Below are 19880 nucleotides of genomic sequence, written 5' to 3'. Positions count from 1 at the left end.
CAGCCACTGACTACCAGCCGCCAGGCCCGCCGGCGGCTGTGCAACGCTCCGTCCCGCAAATCAGGTGCGGGCCAACTGCCTGGCCTGCAGCGCCTTCCCGTTGATCCGACGATTGATATAGGCGCGCATCGGCTTCTCGATGACGAGATGAAGCAGGATGGCGAGGCTGACGGTCAGCGCCAACAGCAACATTGCCTGCACTCCCCCTGGCAGGGTGGCCACGTCCATCGCCCGGCCGCGCACGAATTCGAACAGGTATTGGGGAATGCGTTGCACGATGTAGAGGCAGTAGGAGATCTCACCGAGGAACACCAGGCCGCGCAGCGAAAACAGGCGGGTCAGTACATCCTTCTCGTAGGAGAGGAAGAACACCAGCCCGGCGGCGCCGGCCACGAACAGGACATCCAGGCCCAGTTCGACGCCGAGCACGCAGACGCCTATTGCCAGCAAGCCGCCGGCGGCCAGGCCATGATGGCCAGGCAGCGCTTCGCGCAGCCGGCAGAGCAGGACCCCCAGCAGGAACTCGGGAACCAGCCGCGCCACGCCGCCGCTCAGCGACAGATGCTCGGGAGAGGTGGCTTCCACCACCGCCAGCGCCGCCAGGGCGATGCCGCTGGCCAGCAGGATGCGGGTCCTGTTCAGCCGTGGCGCTACCAGGAGGAACAACGGGAAGAACACATAGGCGAACCACTCGGCACTGACTGACCAGCCGACGTCATTCCATCCGCTCTCGCCCGCGTAGCGCCACGCGCCCAGCATCAGCATTTCCGGCAGGAAGTTGGACACGGTATAGCCGCCTGCGCCTACGCTGTGCGTGTGCAGCAGCAGATCCCGGGCGATCACGGCGAAGGCGAAGGAGAGCAGGCAGACCAGGTAGACCGGGTAGATGCGGGCGATTCGCGCCACGATGAACCGCTTCCACGAAATCGACTTGCCCGGCGCCGGATCGTAATTGTAGGCGAGGATGAAGCCGCTGAGGATAAAGAAGCCGTCGACGCCGAGGTAGCCGTGGTCGAACCAGGTGCTGGTGAAGCCGATGTTGAAGAAGGTGCCTTCCGCTCCGTAGACATGGAACCAGTGCCTGCACAGCACCCATAAGGCCAGGAACAGCCGCAGGCTAGTAAGAGGTTTGAATTGTTGCATTGCAGGGCTCTGTGCTCTCGATGCCAGGGCCGCGGCACCCGGGTCGCGGGTGCCGCGGCATGGGCCATGGCAGGCTTGCAGGGGCCCGGCCTGTCCTAGTCGGCCGGGAGCTTCGCTTCCTGGAACGCCGCCGGGGGGTGCGTCAACGCGCCGGGGTTGCCTTCGGCACGGGCCTGCGGCACGCCATGCGGCTCGATGTGGCGGCTGCCGCCCTCCCCGGCATGGCGGCGACTGACATGCTGCGCAATGCGCGGCGCGGCAAACTTGGCACCGTAGACAAAGCGCAGCACCGGGCCGAAGCTCATCGCCGTCGCGGGTCCGGTGACGTAGAGGCCCGGCACGCGGGATTCAAAGTTGCGCGACACGTCGGGCCAGCCATCGACGAGCGAAAGCCCGGCGACGATATCCGGTGACAGGAAGGGATGTTTTGCCAGATCGACCCGGAAGCCGGTGGCGACGACGACGTGGTCGCCGGTGACGGTTGACGGGCCGCTCTCGCTGCTCACCTCCAGCACGACCTCGCCGTTGCGCACCGCGCCACGCCGGACAGTGGTCTGCATCCGGATGTCGACCTTGCCCACCACGCGGTCACGCAGCCACCACGCGCCGGAGGGTCCGAACGAAGTCTCGGCGATACGCCTGCGCAGCCGCTGTCCGAGCGGGCGGAACAGAGACGGGAATTCCGAAAGGACGTACGGATACCAGCCCTGGGCCAGTCCGCCCTCGGGATTGAGCACCCGCGAGACCAGGCTGCGGTCGACTTCCGGATCCTTGTTCCAGGTAATGATGCTGTCGCGGACCAGCACGCGGACATGCGCGCCCAGCTCGTTGAACAGCGCTGCGAGGCCGAGGGCCGACTGCCCGCCGCCGACGATCACGATGCGCTTGCCTCGCGCCCACATCAGGTTGCCGATCTCGCCGGAGTGCAGGACCTGCGGCCTGGGCAGCCCTTGCAGGGCAGGCGGCATGTGCTCGAACCCCTTGAGCCCGAGGGCAATGACCGCGCGCCGCGCCAGCAGCGCGCCCCCGTCGCTCAGGGACACGCGGAAGCCGCCGTCCTGGCGCCGCAGTTCCGTGACTTCCACCGGGCGCACGTGGCTGACCAGCTGCGACTGGAACCAGAGCCCGTACTCGACAAACCTTTCCAGCGGCAAGCGCATGCCGATCGGGGCATACGGCAGGTGCATGCGGCGGCTGTAATCCTCCAGCCTGTAGCCAGCAAGGGGCGCATACAGGTCCGAGGCGAAGGCCTCGGAGCGCATCAGCATCCCGGGCGGCATGAAATTGCGCCAGGCCAGCATCGGCTCGCCGAGCACCTGGTGAGGTACGCCAAGATGGCTCAGGTGGGCCGAGATCGACAGCCCATATGGGCCCGCCCCGATGATCGCGGTATCTGTGGTCGAGATCATTGCTGTTCCTGTTGGACCTGCTCGCGACGATTGGAAGGAAACCAGCCGCTCCACCACTGACGCAGGCGGGTGAGCGGAGGGCTCAGGCAGTATTGATGGAGGGCCGGCAACGGGTCATCCCAGCGGAAGTAGCCGTCGAAGGTTCGTGCGCCGGGTGGCATCAGCCCGCCCGGTGCCCCGCGGATGAAGGTTGCGCGCCAGACCGAGCCCGGCTGGGCGGTGGCCGCAGGCAAGTCAGGCAGGTCCAGTTCATGGCGATACGCCGCCAGCGGGATGTTGACCCCGCACAGTGTGGCGATTTCCTCCTGCCAGTCGATCCGCCCCACGGTTGGCTCGATCATCACGAAGCGCTGGTGGTTGTCGTCCCACTTGTACTCCATGCTGCCCATGCCGTCGAAGCCGGCACACCTGGCAAAGTCGAGCGTGATCCGTTCGAGTTCGGCGTGCGCCTCCGGCGCGGCGACGCAAACCGCGGTGCTGCCGATATCGGGCGGCCAGCACGCCAGTTTCCTGCCGGTAAACACGGCCGCCGCCTTGTCATCCTTGCCGCGGTAGAAGAGGGTGAAATAGATATTGCTCTGCGGGCCTTCGATCCACTCCTGCGCCACGATGCCGCCGGGAGTGCGCAGCATGGCGCGGGCGTGCTCCTGCCCCTCGGCCAGCGCTTCCACGCGGATGGCGCGTTCCTTGTCTCCGCTCAGGGCCTGGCGCTTGTCGTCGGGCTTGATCACGCAGGGAAAGCGCAGGGAAGCCAGCTGGGGCACGTCGAACTGGCCGTTCAGGATGACCGTGCGGGGCACCGGGAAGTCATGGTCCTGCGCAAAGCGGTGGAACGCCGCCTTGCTGCTGAGCATGCGCACGCCCTGCGCGGACGGCATGCGCAGCCGGTACCACAGCGACAATTCCTCCCGCGCTTCGGAGACACTGTGGACGGCATCCTCGTCAGTCAGGAACAACACGGGACGGTGCCCCAGCCGGCGCGCGAGCGCAATCATGTCGTCGATGAAATCGCGCCCAACGAAGCTGCGAACGCCATGCCGGCGGACATGGCGGGACCACAGCGCCGGCGCGGCGTGCTTCGTTTCCGCCACGATGACGGGGATCCCCTGGCTCGACAATGACCGCACTAGTCCAAGCCCGCCGAGTTCGCCGCCGACGACTACCGCCGCGGGCATCTCTGCCGCATCGAGCCTGCTTTTCATCATGATCTCCAGGAGGGATAAGCGCTGTACCGGACAGCGGGTGCGGAGAGGATTCAGGTTGGGTCCGCGCGCCCGTCGGGCGACGCACGCTAGGCGTCGTGCACCGGGTCGACATCGCAAATCTAGATCGACGCAAACGGGGTATCCGTACGGGGCCACACATACGTCGACTTTGAAACAGAGGGGCGCCACGACTGGCCTCCGGGTGGCCTCCTACCTACCTACCGAAGCATGAAGGCGGCTACGCCCTAAGGCTACTGTCCGCGCCGTGCATGGTGATGCTAAATACAGGTCAGGTGGCGTTGCGCCCAATCGCCAAGGGGGAGAGATGTCCTGTCGGTTTCCAGAGGCCGCCGCGCCGCAGGGCCCGGTCGTCGTGATCGTGGTGACTGCGCACGCGCCCGCAAGCTGGGAGGCATCTGTCATACAGCGCCTGCGGGATTCGGGCGCCAGCCGCATCGTCGTGCGCGCGCTGGATGCGATGCGCATGCCCGGCATGCCCGGCAAGCCCGGCGATGGCAAGCATGCGCAGCAGATGGGCGGGCCGGTGACGGCGGTCGTCGACCTTACCGGCGAACTCGATCCGGGCTGGCACGGCCACGCCGTGGAGGGCGTGTGGTGCCTTTGCGACCGGCGCGGGCTCCCCCTGGGACATCCGCACCACGGCCTGGAGACGCACGCCAACGGCGCCGGCATCGTGCTGGAACTCGTGGCCTGGAAGGACTCCGGCGTGTTCCTGGTCGACACGGCCCGTGGCTACGCCGAACCCTGCGAGACGGTTCCGCGCGAACGCCTTGCCATCATGGGCGCGTCGTTGCTCGACGGCGCGCTGCGCGAGATCCGAGCCCTGGGCAGCCTCGCAGGGCGTGCGGCGTGGCAGGGTCGCCGCGTGGACCCCACCGCATGGCAGCGCCTGATCTGGCGCACGCGTGCGCTCGCGGCGCACGCCGCGATCCAGTTCAAGGGGTTCGTGCTGGTCGAGCACTGGATGGTCGGGCTGGTCGACATGACGTTCGCCGAGGCCGTGCGCGCGCAGCGGCTGCCGGTGCGCTGGCTCGGCACCCGCATGTTTTCGCATTGCTGGGCCGATCCCTTTGGCGTGCCAGGCAGGCGGGACGAAATCTATTGTGAAGAAGTCGACCTGCGGCAGGGCCTCGGCCGCATCATCAGGCTGAAGCTGGATGCGCATGACGTGCCGTCCGGCGCCGGGCAGGTCGACCTGGGGCTGCCGGGGCATCTGTCGTTTCCGTACCTGTTCCGCCACGACGGCGCGCTGTATTGCGTGGCCGAGTCTTCGCAAAGCCGGCGCTGCGTGCTGAACCGCCAGGACGAGGCAGGCGGCTGGCAGCAGGTCGCCGTGCTGCTGGAAGACGTCGAGGCGGTCGACCCGACCATCTTCGAGCATGACGGCCGCTTCTGGCTGCTCTACACCGATGTCGCCATGGGGCAGTTCGACAACGTCTGCCTGTGCTATGCCGACAGCTTGCTCGGGCCATGGCAGCCGCACGCGCAGAACCCGGTCAGGTTCGACAACGGTTCGGCGCGCGCGGCCGGCTCGGTCGTGCGCGATGGCGGCCAGCTGTTGCGCGTGGCGCAGGTGTGCGAGAGCGGCTACGGGCAGGCCATCGCGGTCAACCGCATCGTGCATTGCACGCCGGAGTTCTATCGGGAAGAGACTGTGGGATGCGTCAGCCCCAAGGGCGATCGCCTCAACCCGGATGGCCTGCATACGATGTCAGACTGGGGCGACCGCGTCGTGGTCGATGGCAAGCGCTACCTGTTCCACGCAGGCTCGCTCTGGCACCGGATCGTGACCCGTGCCAGCCGTGCCTTGCGCCTGCCGGCGCCTACTCGAAGCCCATCTCGCGAAGCATCACGGCGTTGACCTTGTGCACGTCGTACTTGGTCTCGGCGATCTGGCGGGACCGTTGGCCCATGCGCACGACGCGCTCCCAGTCCTCGATCAGCTGCATCATGGCCTGCTCCAGCGCGCCGACGGACTTGACCGGCACCAGCACGCCGTTGTCGCCGTCGACCACGGTTTCGCGGCAGCCTGGGGCGTCCGTGGTGATGACCGGCCGGCCCATTGCCATCGCTTCGAGCACGGAGCGCGGCGTGCCTTCGCCGTACGAGGGCAGCACATAGACGTTGCAGCCGGCAATGGCGGGCCGGACATCCGACAGGCGCCCGAGATAGTCGACGGTGCCGTCCGCGATCCACGCGTCCAGCTCGTGCTGGGCGATGGCATCGGGACTGGCATCGATAAAGCCCGCCAGGCTGAAGCGTGCGCCGGCGCGGCGGGCCCGAACCCGCCGCGCGGCCTCGGCATACTCGCGCACGCCCTTGTCGCCAAGCAGCCGCGCGATCAGCAGGAAGCGCGGACCGTCGTCGGGCAGGGGGGCCACCTGGAAGCTGCCGACGTCCACGCCGGAGCCATTGACGATGCACGAACGCCCGCCAGCCGGCAGGATGTTCAGCCGGCGGAAGAGCGCCTCGTCGTCGGGGTTCTGGAAAAAGGTCGTATGCGCGCGGCCGAGGGCCAGCGCATAGAGCCGCTGCACCACCGCCCGCAGCCTGCTTCTGCCGCTGTCCTCGCGGAACGCGTAGCCAAGCCCGGTAATCAGCGCGAAGCGGCGCGGCACACGCGCCAGCCAGGCGGCCAGCAAGCCATAGATCACCGGCTTGATGGTGTAGCACATCACGCTGTCGGGCCGGACCCGCCGCATCAGGCGATGCAGCCCGAGCAGCGAGCGCGCGTCGGCCAGCGGGTTCATGCCGGTACGTTCGAGGGCGACGTCATGCACGATCACGCCGCGCGACTCCAGCGCGGTGCGCACCGGCGCTCCCGCGGGCAGGCCCGGCGCCGCCACATGCATTTCCACGCCCTTTTCCTGCAAGGCAGCGATGAGCGGACCGCGAAAATTGAGCAGTGACTCGCCGAAGCTGGCGATCATCAGGAAGCGCATGCCGGTCTCCCGCTAGGCAATGGCCTCGCAGGCCTGGTCTTCAATGATTGGCTGCTGTGCGCGCTCGTGCGCCAGCCAGGCCTGGAACATCAGCACGCACCACAGCGGATGCTGCCAGTTGCGCCGCCCGGACAGATGCTCGGCCCAACGGCTGCGGATCGGTTCCGGATTCAGGAAGCCCTGCTGGCGCAGGCGCCGTTCGTCGAGCAGGTCCTCGGCCCAGTGGCGCAACGGTCCGCGCAGCCATGCGTCGATCGGGATGCCGAAACCCATCTTCGGCCGCTCGATCAGCGTCCTGGGTACATAGCGGTCGAGTACCTGGCGCAGCACCCATTTGGTCGTGTAGCCGCCGGCTTCCTTGCGCACCTTGCAGGCCAGCGGCAGGCGCCAGGCGAACTCGACCACACGGTGATCCAGGAATGGTATGCGCGTCTCCAGGCTGTGCCGCATGGCCGCGCGGTCGACCTTGGTCAGGATGTCGTTGGGCAGGTAGCCCAGCATGTCCAGCGCCATCATGCGCTCCACATCGGTCAGGGCGCCGAGGGGCTGCAGGGCGCTGTCCAGCACCGTGTCCGGCTCGGTGCCGCCGATGACAAGCGTCTCCGGGTGGTGCCAGTGGGACACCATGCCACGATACAGCTCGGCCGACGAGCGCGCGGCCATGACGCCGGCTCCCTTGTGGACCTTCTCGCCGAGATTGTTCCAGCGTGAGGCGACGGGGAGCGTGGCGGCGAGCTGGTCGATGCGCTGCGGCGAGAAGCGCGTCAGTCCCCATGCCGCGGCGGCGCGCATCGGGGAGGGGATGCGCGACAGCCGTTGCCACAGCTCGGCAGTGATCTGGTAGCGGTTGTAGCCGCCGAACAGCTCGTCGCCGGCGTCGCCGGACAGCGACACCGTGACATGGCGCCGCGCCAGCTGGCTGACCAGCAGCGTCGGGATCTGCGAGGAGTCGGCGAACGGCTCGTCGTAGCTGCCGGGCAATTCCGGGATCACCGCCATCGCATGTTCCGGCGTGACGTATAGCTCCGTGTGGCTGGTTCCGAGATGCTGCGCGACCGCCTTGGCGTACGCGGCCTCGCTGTAGTCCGAATTGTGGAAGCCGATGGAGAAGGTGCGGACCGGCTGCGACGATTGCGCCTGCATCAGCGCCACCACCGTCGAAGAATCGACGCCACCTGACAGGAAGGCACCGAGCGGCACGTCTGCCATCATCTGGCGGCCAACCGCCTCGTGCAGCAGCGTCTCCAGGCTGTCCACGGCCTCCTCGGGGGTGCCGGTGAACGGATCCCGCACGCCATCGAGCGCCGCCGCGGCGCCCGACCAGTAGGGGCGCAGCACGGGCTCAGGGGCCCGCAGCGAGACCGTCAGCAGATGCGCCGGCGGCAGCTTGGCGACGTTCTGGTAGATCGAATGGCTGCCGGCCACATTGTTGTGGCGCATGAACAGGCACAGCGCGTCGCGGTTGATGCCGCCCTCGAATGCCGGATGGCGCCGCAGCGCCTTCAGTTCCGAGCCGAACAGGAAGGTACGGGCCTGGCCTGTCCCCTGCCAGCCGTAGTAGAGCGGCTTCTCGCCGAGGCGGTCGCGCGCCAGTGTCAGGGTGCCCGTCTGCCGGTCCCACAACGCGAACGCGAACATGCCCTGCGCACGCCTGACGGTGGCATCGGCGCCCCACGCGTCGATGCCGGCAAGCAGCGTTTCGGTGTCGGAGTGGCCCCGCCACCGCGGCGCGGCCCCCGTACGTTCCAGTTCGGCGCGGATATCCAGGTGGTTGTAGATCTCGCCGTTGTACGCGATCACATAGCGGCCGCTGGCTGCCGTCATCGGCTGCTGCCCGGCCGCGGAAAGATCGACGATGGCCAGGCGCCGGTGCGCCAGGCCGAACGGCTTGTCCGGATCGCACCAGGTGTCGCCGTGGTCCGGTCCGCGATGGCGGATCTGCCTGGCCATCGCGGCCAGCAGGGCCGCCCGGTCGGCCAGGGGAGTGGGTAAGCCGCCGAGAAATCCTGCGAGTCCGCACATTGTCGTATTCCGGTTGTGCTCAGGCCTTCAGTGCCTGCTGCATCTGCACGTACCAACGCATCGCTTCGGCCAGCCCGTCGCGGATGCGGTGCGTGGGCTCGTATCCCAGCAGGCTCTGCGCCTTGCTGATGTCGGCCTGGCTGTGGCGCACGTCGCCCACCCGGAAGCCGCGATAGACCGGCTCGGTACTGGCGGCAACGCCATAGGGCAGCAGCCCGTCGCGCAGCAGCTCGAACAGCGTAGTGAGCGTGGTGCGATCGCCGACCGCGACGTTGTAGACCTGGCTGGCCGCCTCGCGGTGTTCGCTGGTTGCGGCCAAAAGGTTGACCTGCACGGCGTTCGCGACGTAGCAGAAGTCGCGGCTGGTCTCGCCGTCGCCGTTGATGCAGACGGCCTCGCGCCGCAGCAAGGCCGCGATCCATTTCGGAATCACGGCCGCGTAGGCACCGTTCGGATCCTGGCGCGGGCCGAACACGTTGAAATAGCGCAGGCCGACGGCATGCACGCCGTAGCAGCGGTGGAAGACGTCGGCATACAGCTCGTTGGCGTACTTGGTGACCGCGTAGGGGCTCAATGGCTTGCCGATCAGGTCTTCCACCTTGGGCAGGCCCGGATGGTCGCCGTAGGTGCTGCTGCTGGCCGCGTAGACGAAGGTCTTGACCTGCGCGTCGCGGGCGGCGACCAGCATGTTCAGGAATCCGGTGATGTTCACGCTGTGGGTCGAGACCGGATCCTCCAGGCTGCGGGGCACGGAGCCGAGCGCCGCCTGGTGCAGCACGAAATCCACGGGATGCAGGCCGGCGGGCGTGCCCGCGCGCGCCGGCGCACTGAACAGCATGGCGTTGCGGCAGTGGTCGGGGTTGCGGATGTCGCCCTCGATGAACTGGAAATTGGCCCACTGCCTGGGCGGCACCAGCGACTCGACCTCGCACAGGTTGCGGCGGTGCCCGGTGGAAAAATTGTCCAGGCCGACCACGCGCTGGTCAAGCCGCAACAGGGCTTCTAGCAGGTTGCTGCCGATGAATCCGGCGACGCCGGTAATGAGCCACGTGCGCGGCGTGGCGGCCAGGCGGGCCTTGAGGTGCGCGTAGGCGTTCTCGTGCATGTTCTGTGCTTCCATGGCGCGGGTTCCGGTGGGCTTGCGTGCGTGACTACAGGCGTCCGTCAACCTCGCTGCGCGGCAGGATGCCCTTCACGTCGAACAGCACCGCGTGCTCCTTGCCGAAGGACTTGATCGCCCGCACGCCCATGGTGACGAACTGGTGGTGCGCGACGGCCAGCACGATGGCATCGTAGTGGTCGTGCCGCGGGGGGTGGCGCAGGCATGCCAGCCCGTACTCTGCCTCGGCGTCCTCGACATTGATCCAGGGGTCGTAAATGTCGATCTCGGCGTTGTAGCCGCGCAGCGTCGTCACGATGTCCACGGCCTTGGTGTTGCGCACGTCCGGGCAGTTTTCCTTGAACGTCAGGCCGAGCACCAGCACGCGGCTGCCGAGCACCGGAATGCCCCGGCGCAGCATCAGCTTCACCACCTCGTCGGCGACATGGATCGCCATGCGGTCGTTGATGCGCCGGCCGGCAAGGATGACCTGCGGGTGGTAGCCGACCTCCTGCGCCTTGTGCGTGAGATAGTAGGGGTCGACGCCGATGCAGTGCCCGCCGACCAGGCCCGGGCGGAACGGCAGGAAGTTCCACTTGGTGCCGGCGGCCTTGAGCACTTCGAGCGTGTCGATATCCAGCTTGTGGAACAGCAGGCTGAGTTCGTTCATCAGTGCGATGTTCACGTCGCGCTGGGTGTTCTCGATGACTTTCGCGGCTTCCGCCACGCGGATGCTGCTGGCCCGGTGCGTGCCGGCCACGATGATCTTCCGGTAGAGCGCGTCGATGGCTTCGCTGACCTCGGGCGTGCTGCCGCTGGTGACCTTGCGGATATCCGGCAAGCGGTGCTCCTTGTCGCCGGGGTTGATGCGCTCCGGGCTGTAGCCGCAGAAGAAGTCTTCATTGAATTTCAGGCCGCTGTGCCGCTCCAGCACCGGCACGCAGATTTCTTCGGTAGCGCCCGGATACACGGTCGATTCGTAGATCACCACGGCGCCCGCCGCCATCGCCTTGCCCACGGTCTCGCTGGCCAGGATCAGCGGTGTCAGGTCGGGGCGCTTGGCCCGGTCCACCGGCGTGGGCACGGTCACGATAAAGACCTGGCAATCCTTCAGTGCGTCGGGATCGCTGCTGTAGCGCAGGTGTCGTGCGCCGCGCAGTTCGTCCGCACTGACCTCCAGCGTGGCGTCATGGCCGGAGCGCAGCTCTTCGATGCGCGCGGTATTGATATCGAAGCCCACGACTGGCTGCTGCTTGCCGAACTCCACCGCGAGCGGCAGGCCGACATAGCCCAGCCCAATGATGGCGACTTGTGCGTGACTGAAGTCCATGACAGTGATCTTCCGTGTTTTACGAGCCTGTTGGAGGGGCATGGAAAGCCAGGCTCGTGAAAATTATCATGCGCAGGAAGCACGCCGTGCGCGGGGGTTCGTGTCTTGGCGTACACAATCCCGCACCCGCGCGGCGGTCGCAGCCCGCGTCATGCCACGCCGATTTCCTTCGTGCCTGTTTCCCCCGAGATGCGGGACAGCAGCTGTTCCCAGCGCATGGCGATCTCGCCCGGCGCGAACTTGTGTACGTTCCGGCGGCCGGCGTCGGCCAGCCGCGCGGCAAGCTCGGGACTGGCGATCACCGCCGCGATCTCGCGCGCCAGCGCGGCGGGATCGTCGACCGGGCTGAGCCGGGCGTTTTCGCCGTGGGTGAGCAGGGCCCTGACGCCGGTCTCGCAGTTGGTGGCGACGATCGGCAGGCCGTACGCCATCGCCTCCACCAGCACCAGCGAGAAGCCTTCATACCGGGAGCTGAGGCACAACATGGCAGCGTCGCGGTACACCGATTCGATATCGCTGCGCGCCGGTTCGAGGCGCACGCATTCCCGCAGGCCGAGCCGGTCGCGCAGCTGGGTCAGCGAGGCCAGCAGTTCGCCGCTGCCCACGATTCGCAACGTCCAGTCGGGAAAGGCCCTGGCGATGGGCACCCATGCCTGCAGCAGCACGTCGAAGCCCTTGACGTCGGTCAGGCGCCCCACGGCGATGGCCGTGCGCGACGTGCGTGCGGCCGGCTGGGCGGGAAGGGGAATCGGCAGCGAGTTGGGGATGACCTCGACGTTGCTGCAGCGCAGGCTGCGTACCCATTTCTCGCGGTCCAGTTCGGTCAGCACCACGATCCGCCGGCAAGTGCGTGCGCTCAGGCGGCGCGCCAGGCGGCGCAACGGCAGCCCCAGGTCCTGGTCGAGATTGCAGTGCTCCCAGGCAATGCGGCGTACGCCAAGTCCCAGGCATGCCGGCAGTGTGAACAGGGTCAGCAGCGGGTCGACTTCCACCAGCAAGGTAATCCCATGCTGCCTGACATAGCGGCGAATGCCGGCTACGGTGTGCAGGAAGTGGGTGCGGAAGGAGGGACATTCGTCGAACAGCGCCTCATGCCGGACCGCGGGGTCGAGCGGGAAGCAACTGCGGGGATCGCTCAGGCTGAGGATGTGGATACGGTGCCCGCGCCGGGCCAGCTCGTTCGCCACCGTGGCCGTCATGCGCTCGGCGCCGCCGAATACGTTCAGCGTTCCGGTCAGGAAGCAGATCGCCGGCCCTTGCGTCGCGCCGGCCTGCGGCTGCCGGCCGGCCTTAGCGGTAGTGCGCGGCGGCATCGGGGGCCTCCATTTGTGCCGGCGCGCTGGCGCGTGCATACCTGCCGTACAGGCGCAGCCAATCGCGCGCGATGAGCTCGATATTGAACTTGGTCGCGATGTGCTTGTGCCGTGCCGCCTCGTCGGCAATATCTCCCCGGCCTTGCGAGACGGCGTCGCGCATGGCTCGTGCCAGCGCCGGCGTGTCTCCACGGGGAACCAGCGTGCCGATACCGCGGACCATGGCGGGAACACCCGAGGCATCCGTGGCGACCACCGGGCAGCCGCTCGCCAGCGCCTCTCCCACCACCAGCGGCATGCCTTCGATCAGGGAGGACAGCACGAACAGGTCTGCCGCATTCAGCAGTGCTGGCACGTCCATCCGCTTGCCAAGGAGGATCACGCGTCCGGTCAGCCCGTGCTGCTCGATGCGCTGCGTCAGTGCATCGCGCTGCGGCCCTTCGCCGGCGATCATCAGGACGGTGCGGTCTCCGAGGGATGCCTGCGCGAAGGCATCGATCAGGGCGGTCTGCGCCTTGTCCGGTACCAGCCGGCCCACGTTGAGGATGAGCCGGTCGTCCGGGCGCAGCCCGAGCTCGGCACGGGTGGCGGCGCGCAGCCCGGCGCTGGGCCGGTAGCGGGTCGTATCAAAGCCGTTGGGCACGTAGATGATGCGCGACGCGGGGGCCGCGCGCACGTCGATCATGCGCTGCCGGCCCTCTTCGCTGACCTGGGTGGTGAGATCGGCGCAGCGGTCGGTGAGTCGATACGCCAGCATGCGCAACGTCCCGCCCTCGAAGTAGTTGTGTGCCGTGCAGATCGTTGCCGGGACCGTGCACACGCGCGTCAGCAAGCGTGCCATCAGGTTGGCATGAACCAGATGGGAATGGACGACGTCGGGGCGCCAGCGCAGCACGAACCGACGGATCTGCATTAGCGTGGACAGCAACGCCGCTGGCGTCTTGCGCATGTTCAGCATCAGGATTTCGATGCCTTCCGGGAGGGTCAGCTCGCAGCCCGGCATCAGGCTAACCACAGAGACAGCGTGTCCCAGCGAGCGGTATTGCGTCGCGAGCGCGGCCACTTGCTGCTCAGCGCCGCCCAGCTGCATGCAGGTAATCAGCAGCATGATTCGCATCGGTATGGCGGCGCTTCCGTTTTGACTCTGGTCCATCAGGACTCCGGCGGGAGGGTTTGTGCAGTTCCGGTTACGCTACCGCACCCGCACCGCAGCATCCGTTCGGCGTCGAACGCAAGGCTCGCCCGGCGCTGCGCAGGCCCGCGGAACCTGCCGGATCACGGTCCGTGCGCAGTGGCAGCGGGGACGCCAGGTGGAATGCCGCGCCGGTGCGGCTGCAGTCCGCATACAGTCGCAGCCAGGTGCGGGCGACGGCCTCGATGCTGAAGGCGGAATCGATGTGCCGATGCCGCGCCGCTTCGTCCGCGGCCGCACCGCGTCCTCGCGCGAGCGCGTCACCCATGGCTCGCGCCAGTGCCGGCGGATCGCCGCGCGGCACGACGGTGCCAACGCCGTCCACCATCGGCGTCACGCCGGAGGCGTCCGTGGCCACGACCGGGCAGCCGCACGCCAGTGCTTCGCCCACCACCAGCGGCATCCCTTCGACCTGTGACGACAGCACGAACAGGTCCGCTGCGTTCAACAGCGACGGCACGTCCTGCCGCCTGCCCAGCAGGCGCACCCGACCGTCCAGACCATGTCCGGCAATGCACTGCGCCAGCGTGTCGCGCAGCGGGCCGTCGCCGGCGATCATCAGCACCGTGCCGGGCGCCGGGGACAGTTGCGCAAAGGCATCGATCAGGTCCGTCTGCGCCTTTTCCCAGACGAGCCGTCCCACGTTGAGGATGAGCCGATCGTCGCCATGCAGCCCGAGCGCGGCCCGCGCGACGGAACGGGTTTGCATATCCGGGCGGTAGATAGCCGTGTCGATGCCGTTGGGGACGACGATGATCCGTTGCTCGGGCGCCGCGCGGGACTCGATCATGATCTGGCGGCCCTCGGCGCTGACGTGGGTGCTGAGATCGCTCCATCGATCGGTAAGGCGGTAGGCCAGCATGCGCAGCGCGCCGCCCTGGAACACGCTGTGCGCGGTGCAGATCGTGGCCGGGACCGGGCACACGCGCGTCAGCATGCGGGCGAACAGGTTGGCGTGGATCATGTGGGCGTGGACGACATCCGGGCGCCATTGCAGCACGAAGCGGCGCACCCGCATGAGCGCGGCCAGCAATGTCTGCGGCGTCTTGCGCATCGACAGCATCACGGTTTCGACGCCATCGGGCAGCGTTACCTCGTTGCCTGGCAGCAGGCTGACCACCGATACCCGGTGACCCAGCGCCACGTACTCGCGCGCGAGCGCCGCCACTTGCTGCTCCGCGCCGCCAAGCTGCAGGCAGGTGACGAGCAGCATGATCCGCATCGATCCGCTGTGCTCCCCGTGTTGACGCTGCTCCATTGTGCCTCCCGCGGCATGATCTGGCGCACGCACCCTATCGCACCGCAGTGCCCGCATCTGTTCGCTGCCGAACCCACGCAGACGACCGTCGGAAGATTGTGGTGCAAGCCACGTTCCGACGGCCCTGGGCGCTTCACAGGGACGGACGAATCCGATTAGATATCTCCCGATACAGTTCAGAAGTGGGAAAGGATCATGAAGCGTGTTCTTGATGTCGTGCTCGCGTCTGTGGCGCTGCTGGTGCTGGCGCTTCCTCTTCTGGTCGTGATGGGCCTGGTGCGCTTCAAGCTTGGCAGTCCGGTCTTCTTTCGGCAGACACGGGCCGGCCTCGATGGCAAGCCCTTTGAAGTCATCAAGTTCCGCACCATGACGGACGAGCGCGGCGCGGATGGCGAGCTGCTGCCTGACGCCGAACGCATCACGCCCTTCGGCTGGGTGATCCGGCGCACCAGCATCGACGAGCTCCCCGAGCTCTGGTGCGTGCTGAAGGGAGAGATGAGCCTGGTCGGGCCGCGCCCGCTGCCTACGTTCTACCTGCCGCTTTATTCCGCGGAGCAGGCGCGGCGGCTGGCCGTCAAGCCGGGCATCACGGGTTGGGCCCAGGTCAACGGGCGCAATTCACTGAGTTGGGAGGAGAAATTCCGGCTGGACGTCTGGTACGTCGATCACCAGTCGACCTGGCTGGATCTCAGAATCCTGTGGCGCACGATCGGCACGGTGCTTGCCAAGGAGGACATCAGCGCTGAAGGCGAAGTCTCGGCGACCCGCTTCTGCGGGAGCGAGAAGACGCCATAGGCACCGTGCCCCGCAACGCAAACCTTGGAAATCGGCGATGCTCAATTCCGGATTCTCACCCTGGCCGAGCTTCAGCCAGGAGGAAGCGCAGGCAGTGCAGCGCGTGCTGCTCTCGAACCGTGTCAACTACTGGACCGGCACCGAGTGCCGCGACTTCGAATCGGAGTTCGCGGCCTGGTGTGGCGCCGCGCACGCCATCACGCTGGCAAACGGCACGCTGGCGCTCGATGTGGCGCTGCGCGCGCTGGATATCCGGCCGGGCGACGAGGTGGTTGTGGCGCCCCGTACCTTCCTGGCCAGCGCATCCTGCGTGGTCAACGCGGGGGCGACGCCTGTGTTTGCGGACGTCGATGCCGACAGCGGCAACCTCAGCGCCCGAACCATCGCCGCCGTGCTGACGCCGCGCACGCGCGCCGTCATCTGCGTGCACCTGGCGGGCTTGCCATGCGACATGGACCCCATCATGGCGCTGGCACGCGAGCACGGGTTCAAGGTGATCGAAGATTGCGCGCAGGCGCACGGGGCCGCCTACAAGGGACGCATGGTTGGCACCATCGGCGATGTCGGCGCCTGGTCCTTCTGCCAGGACAAGATCATGACCACCGGGGGCGAGGGAGGCATGGTCACCACCAACGATCCCGCGCTGTGGTCGCGCATGTGGTCGTACAAGGATCACGGCAAGAGCTGGGAGGCCATGTATGACCGGGCGCATCCGCCGGGCTACCGCTGGGTGCACGACTCTTTCGGCACGAACTGGCGCATGACCGAGATGCAGGCCGCGATCGGCCGCATCCAGCTGCGGCGCATGGCGGACTGGCACGCCCGGCGTACCGCCAACGCGATGGCACTGGCAGACGCGCTTGGCGCATGCAACGGCCTGTACGTGCCGTTGCCGCCTGCTGGCGTGGAGCATGCCTGGTACAAGTTCCATGCGTTCGTGCAGCCGCAACGCCTCGCCGAAGGCTGGAGCCGCGACAGCATCATGGCTGCCATCAACGCGGCGGGGGTGCCTTGCTATACGGGCGGCTGTGCCGAGGTCTACCTGGAAAAGGCGTTTGACGGAACCGGATGGCGTCCGGCCGCACGCTTGCCGGTGGCGCGGGCGCTGGGCGAAACCAGCCTGATGTTCCTAGTGCATCCCACGCTGACGCAAGAGGAAGTGCACAAGACCGGGCAGGTGGTGCGCAGCGTGATGGAGCAGGCGACGCGCGCGGCAGCTTGATGACGAATTTCCTGTGGAACCATTACCTCTATTTTGGCGAGAGCCGTCTGGCACTGCCGCTGGCGGTCTGGATCGCGGTTTGCCTGGCGGTGGCAGGCCAGGGCGCGCGCGCGTTGCGCTGGTCGGTATCGTTCGGCATCGGTGCCGCGCTGGTGATGGCGGCCAAGTCCGCGTTCAGCTACTCGGGCTGGTCGCTCCCGTCGATCGGCGTCTACAGCGTCAGCGGGCATGCGTTGCTGACAGCCGCGGTGTATCCCGTGCTGCTGATGTTGCTGGGCTCCGTGCTGGGCAGGTACACGGCCTGGCTCGGGCTGGCGACGGGAGTGGGGCTGGCGCTGTTCATGCCGGTGGTGCTGGTGACGGATTTCCACCATACGGTGGGCGAGTCGCTGATCGGGCTGTGTGTCGGCCTCTTGGTTGCCGGCCTGACGCTGTGGCGCTGGCAGCCGGTGCGGTGGCACCACGCCGGCGCGACCGTGGCCATGCTGTTGCCATTGGCGCTGCTGATCGATCCGCGCGACGCCGTTGAAGACATGCAGGACGCGCTGCACAGCCGCGCCATGACGTGGAGCGGCGCTGATGGCGAATACTGGCGCAGCATCGACCCCGATCCCGCCACGGGGCGGCGGGTCGTCTCCGTCGGGTTTTTCAAGGCGGGAGGCGCGTAAGGCCGGCCGTGCCATGGGCGTCGGCCCTCCCGGTACCGGCCGCGACAGGCTGATGCCGATGCCCCTCAGGCCGGAATTCTCATTGAGCACGCGGGATAACCCATGAAACCTGCCTCGGAATTCGGCTCATTCTTTCACCTCGATCCTGCGGCCCCGCTGGGCGGGGTGCCGTGGCTGCGCCCGGGCGACCTGCTGACCGGCACCGGGCGCGATGCGCTGCGCGCGATCGTGGCGCAGGGACGCTCGCGCGGCTGGCGGCGGCTCTACGCGCCGAGCTACTACTGTCATGCGGTACTGGACGACGTTGCCGGCGACATCGACGTCCGCATGTATCCGCACGCGCCGTTCGGCGACCCCATGATGCTCTGGCTGGCGTCGGACGAGGCTGCGATCGTTCCCGAATACTTCGGCCTGCGGGCGGGCGTTGAAGTGCAGGGCGGCAGCGTCCTGCTCGACCGCTCGCACGATCTGCTTGCCGACTGGTCGTATGCGCGTGCGCCGGACTATGTGTTCGCGTCGCTGCGCAAGACCTTGCCCGTGCCCGACGGGGGGCTGGTGCGGCCGCCGGCCGGGCAGCCGTTCACGCACGTGCTTGCGCCTGCTTCCGGGCACGTGCGCGCCGCCGCCAGCATGGCCGCCGCCATGTCGATGAAGGCCGCTTACCTGGCAGGCGCTCAGGCCGCCAAGGCAACCTTCCTGGCACTTGCGGGCGAAGCGGAATCCACCCTGCGCACCGATGCCGAAATCTCCGGGCCCTCGGCGCTCACGCACGCGCTGGCGCCGGCGCTTGATCTGGGCCGGATGCGGCAGCGGCGGCGCGATAACCTGGCGCTGCTGGGTGCCTGCATGGCCGGCCTGCCCGCCGGCCTGCAATGGCAGGAAACGCCGGCGTACGGCATCCTGCTGTGCGCCGACGCGCCACAGCGCGATCGCATCCGGCAACGGCTGATCGCGAAGGATGTCTACCCGGCGGTCCTGTGGCCCATGACCTGGCCCGGCGCCACCGAGGACAACCGCCGGCTGTCCGAACGCATCCTGGTGGTGCATGCGGACCATCGCTACGGCCCGCGCGACATTGAGCGCCTGGGCGAAATCATCCTGCACATTGCCGCCAATCCCGATACTTCCGACGAGGATCGATGATGATGAACACGAATCTGCTGGAGACTTCCAGCGCCGAATGGCTCGCGGTGCTCCAGCGTTGCCGGCATGACAGCCACCACATGCCGGGCTGGCTGCGCGCGTCGCAGCATGAAGGCGGCGGCAAGCCGTTTGCCGTCCACGTCACGGACGGCAGCCACGAGCTGTTCCTGCCGCTGCTGAACCGGGACATCAACGGCAAGGACTGGGATGCAAGCTCGCCCTACGGGTTTGCCGGCCCGCTGGTCAGCGACGACGCCCCGGCCTCGTTCGCTGACGAGGCCTTGGCGGCGGCCATGGAGGTGCTGCGCGGGCAGGGGTGTGTCTCGTGCTTTATCCGGTTGAATCCGATCGTCAATGCGCAATGGAGCAGTTCCATCGGAACGCTGATCGAGCATGGCCAGACGATCTCGATCGACCTGTCCAAGAGCGAGGCCGAGCACTGGCGGGACACCTCGCACGGGCACAGGCTGGAGATTTCCAAGGCAATGCGGGCTGGGGTCACGGTGCGCCTGGACGAGACGCTGGAAACGCTGCCGCATTTCATCCGTCTCTACAACGCGTCGATGGACAGGCTGCGCGCGTCCGACTACTACTTCTTCGACGACGCCTACCACTACAGCCTGGCCCAGGAACTCGGTGACCGGCTGCGGCTGTTCGTGGCAGAGGAGGAGGGCGTCATCATCGGCGGCGCGACGGTCATGGTGTCCGGCGACGGCGGCATCCTGCAAGGCCACCTGATGGGCATCGACGCGCGATACCGGCACCGGCAGCCCAGCAAGATCATGCTGCACGCCATCCGGCAGTGGGGACGGGAGCAGGGGCACCGGTACTACCACCTCGGCGGCGGCCTGGGCGGATCGGCGGAGGATTCGCTGTTCCGCTTCAAGCGCGGGTTCTCGCCGGACACCCATGTATTCTGCACGCAGCGCGTGGTGGTGGATCCTGACCGGTACCAGGCACTGTGCGGCGATACGCCCTCGGTGCTGGAGGACCTGAGCGGGTTTTTCCCGGCTTATCGTAAGGCAGACAATGCAGATAAGGCAGATAAGGCAGATAAGGCAGATAAGGCAGATAAGGCAGAGAGGGCCGGTTAGCGCTCCGGCATAAGCAGCGAAGGC

The 19880-nt window shown here is 67.4% G+C and carries 16 protein-coding genes; 6 read left to right on the top strand and 10 right to left on the bottom strand.

Features of this window, described 5'->3' with window-relative positions:
- Positions 1–60: 60 nt before the first annotated feature.
- The 3 genes from LPA45_RS26130 to LPA45_RS26120 form a co-directional block, all read right to left on the bottom strand.
- Complete coding sequence (locus tag LPA45_RS26130; RefSeq protein WP_317921674.1) at positions 61–1143, bottom strand: acyltransferase; 1083 nt, start codon at positions 1141–1143, stop codon at positions 61–63.
- 95 nt (positions 1144–1238) lie between these two features.
- Positions 1239–2552, bottom strand: a complete 1314-nt coding sequence (locus LPA45_RS26125) for an NAD(P)-binding domain-containing protein (protein ID WP_116319223.1) — start codon at positions 2550–2552, stop codon at positions 1239–1241.
- Entirely contained in the window at positions 2549–3754 is a 1206-nt protein-coding gene (locus LPA45_RS26120; RefSeq protein ID WP_317921767.1) for a carboxylate--amine ligase, read from the bottom strand. The genes LPA45_RS26125 and LPA45_RS26120 overlap by 4 nt, the downstream gene beginning before the upstream one ends.
- Before the next feature lie 328 nt (positions 3755–4082).
- Here LPA45_RS26120 and LPA45_RS26115 point away from each other — a divergent pair, with 328 nt between their 5' ends.
- Entirely contained in the window at positions 4083–5639 is a 1557-nt protein-coding gene (locus tag LPA45_RS26115; protein ID WP_367395054.1) for a hypothetical protein, read from the top strand.
- Here the strand turns inward: LPA45_RS26115 and LPA45_RS26110 are convergent.
- The 7 genes from LPA45_RS26110 to LPA45_RS26080 all read right to left on the bottom strand — a co-directional run bounded on the left by LPA45_RS26110 (position 5602) and on the right by LPA45_RS26080 (position 14934).
- Entirely contained in the window at positions 5602–6720 is a 1119-nt protein-coding gene (locus LPA45_RS26110; protein ID WP_317921676.1) for a glycosyltransferase family 4 protein, read from the bottom strand. The two genes, LPA45_RS26115 and LPA45_RS26110, sit on opposite strands and share 38 nt — an antisense overlap.
- Positions 6721–6732: 12 nt before the next feature.
- Positions 6733–8742, bottom strand: coding sequence for an asparagine synthase (glutamine-hydrolyzing) (gene asnB, locus LPA45_RS26105; RefSeq protein WP_317921677.1), 2010 nt, complete (start codon positions 8740–8742; stop codon positions 6733–6735).
- A 19-nt stretch (positions 8743–8761) separates the two neighbouring features.
- Positions 8762–9847 (bottom strand): NAD-dependent epimerase/dehydratase family protein, encoded by a 1086-nt coding sequence (locus LPA45_RS26100; RefSeq protein ID WP_317921769.1) that lies wholly within the window; start codon positions 9845–9847, stop codon positions 8762–8764.
- Positions 9848–9893: 46 nt separating this feature from the next.
- A complete protein-coding gene (gene tviB / locus LPA45_RS26095) occupies positions 9894–11171 on the bottom strand; it encodes a Vi polysaccharide biosynthesis UDP-N-acetylglucosamine C-6 dehydrogenase TviB (protein WP_317921678.1) in 1278 nt (425 codons plus the stop codon).
- A gap of 149 nt (positions 11172–11320) precedes the next feature.
- Entirely contained in the window at positions 11321–12484 is a 1164-nt protein-coding gene (locus LPA45_RS26090; protein WP_317921679.1) for a glycosyltransferase family 4 protein, read from the bottom strand.
- Positions 12462–13592 carry a glycosyltransferase gene (locus LPA45_RS26085; RefSeq protein WP_367395053.1) on the bottom strand — a complete coding sequence of 377 codons (1131 nt, stop codon included), beginning with the start codon at positions 13590–13592 and terminating at the stop codon, positions 12462–12464. Before LPA45_RS26085 ends, LPA45_RS26090 begins: the two co-directional genes overlap by 23 nt.
- 79 nt (positions 13593–13671) lie before the next feature.
- Positions 13672–14934, bottom strand: a complete 1263-nt coding sequence (locus LPA45_RS26080; protein ID WP_233528106.1) for a glycosyltransferase — start codon at positions 14932–14934, stop codon at positions 13672–13674.
- 195 nt (positions 14935–15129) lie between these two features.
- Here LPA45_RS26080 and LPA45_RS26075 point away from each other — a divergent pair, with 195 nt between their 5' ends.
- The 5 genes from LPA45_RS26075 (at position 15130) to LPA45_RS26055 (ending at position 19856) form a co-directional block, all read left to right on the top strand.
- Entirely contained in the window at positions 15130–15729 is a 600-nt protein-coding gene (locus tag LPA45_RS26075; protein WP_116319238.1) for a sugar transferase, read from the top strand.
- A 37-nt stretch (positions 15730–15766) separates the two neighbouring features.
- Positions 15767–16951 (top strand): DegT/DnrJ/EryC1/StrS aminotransferase family protein, encoded by a 1185-nt coding sequence (locus tag LPA45_RS26070; RefSeq protein WP_317921681.1) that lies wholly within the window; start codon positions 15767–15769, stop codon positions 16949–16951.
- Positions 16951–17619, top strand: coding sequence for a phosphatase (locus tag LPA45_RS26065; protein WP_233528107.1), 669 nt, complete (start codon positions 16951–16953; stop codon positions 17617–17619). The genes LPA45_RS26070 and LPA45_RS26065 overlap by 1 nt, the downstream gene beginning before the upstream one ends.
- A 102-nt stretch (positions 17620–17721) precedes the next feature.
- The gene (locus LPA45_RS26060; protein WP_116319241.1) at positions 17722–18762 is read left to right on the top strand and encodes a hypothetical protein; all 1041 of its coding nucleotides are present in this window, start codon (positions 17722–17724) and stop codon (positions 18760–18762) included.
- On the top strand, positions 18759–19856 hold the full coding sequence (locus LPA45_RS26055; RefSeq protein ID WP_367395052.1) for a GNAT family N-acetyltransferase: 1098 nt from the start codon (positions 18759–18761) through the stop codon (positions 19854–19856). Before LPA45_RS26060 ends, LPA45_RS26055 begins: the two co-directional genes overlap by 4 nt.
- Positions 19857–19880: the final 24 nt, after the last annotated feature.

The sequence above is a fragment of the Cupriavidus sp. Agwp_2 genome (assembly GCF_040784895.1).
Taxonomy (GTDB): Bacteria; Pseudomonadota; Gammaproteobacteria; order Burkholderiales; family Burkholderiaceae; genus Cupriavidus.
Note: the sequence above shows the minus strand (reverse complement) of the source record. Positions and strands in the feature narration are given on the sequence as shown.

Coding starts and splice junctions, on each gene's coding strand:
- LPA45_RS26100 (WP_317921769.1), bottom strand. CDS start 9,847: ATGCACGAGAACGCCTACGCGCACCTCAAGGCCCGCCTGGCCGCCACG.
- LPA45_RS26130 (WP_317921674.1), bottom strand. CDS start 1,143: ATGCAACAATTCAAACCTCTTACTAGCCTGCGGCTGTTCCTGGCCTTA.
- LPA45_RS26115 (WP_367395054.1), top strand. CDS start 4,083: ATGTCCTGTCGGTTTCCAGAGGCCGCCGCGCCGCAGGGCCCGGTCGTC.
- LPA45_RS26080 (WP_233528106.1), bottom strand. CDS start 14,934: ATGGAGCAGCGTCAACACGGGGAGCACAGCGGATCGATGCGGATCATG.
- LPA45_RS26070 (WP_317921681.1), top strand. CDS start 15,767: ATGCTCAATTCCGGATTCTCACCCTGGCCGAGCTTCAGCCAGGAGGAA.
- LPA45_RS26060 (WP_116319241.1), top strand. CDS start 17,722: ATGAAACCTGCCTCGGAATTCGGCTCATTCTTTCACCTCGATCCTGCG.
- LPA45_RS26085 (WP_367395053.1), bottom strand. CDS start 13,592: ATGCTGCTGATTACCTGCATGCAGCTGGGCGGCGCTGAGCAGCAAGTG.
- LPA45_RS26075 (WP_116319238.1), top strand. CDS start 15,130: ATGAAGCGTGTTCTTGATGTCGTGCTCGCGTCTGTGGCGCTGCTGGTG.
- LPA45_RS26110 (WP_317921676.1), bottom strand. CDS start 6,720: ATGCGCTTCCTGATGATCGCCAGCTTCGGCGAGTCACTGCTCAATTTT.
- tviB (WP_317921678.1), bottom strand. CDS start 11,171: ATGGACTTCAGTCACGCACAAGTCGCCATCATTGGGCTGGGCTATGTC.
- LPA45_RS26125 (WP_116319223.1), bottom strand. CDS start 2,552: ATGATCTCGACCACAGATACCGCGATCATCGGGGCGGGCCCATATGGG.
- LPA45_RS26065 (WP_233528107.1), top strand. CDS start 16,951: ATGACGAATTTCCTGTGGAACCATTACCTCTATTTTGGCGAGAGCCGT.
- LPA45_RS26090 (WP_317921679.1), bottom strand. CDS start 12,484: ATGCCGCCGCGCACTACCGCTAAGGCCGGCCGGCAGCCGCAGGCCGGC.
- asnB (WP_317921677.1), bottom strand. CDS start 8,742: ATGTGCGGACTCGCAGGATTTCTCGGCGGCTTACCCACTCCCCTGGCC.
- LPA45_RS26055 (WP_367395052.1), top strand. CDS start 18,759: ATGATGATGAACACGAATCTGCTGGAGACTTCCAGCGCCGAATGGCTC.
- LPA45_RS26120 (WP_317921767.1), bottom strand. CDS start 3,754: ATGAAAAGCAGGCTCGATGCGGCAGAGATGCCCGCGGCGGTAGTCGTC.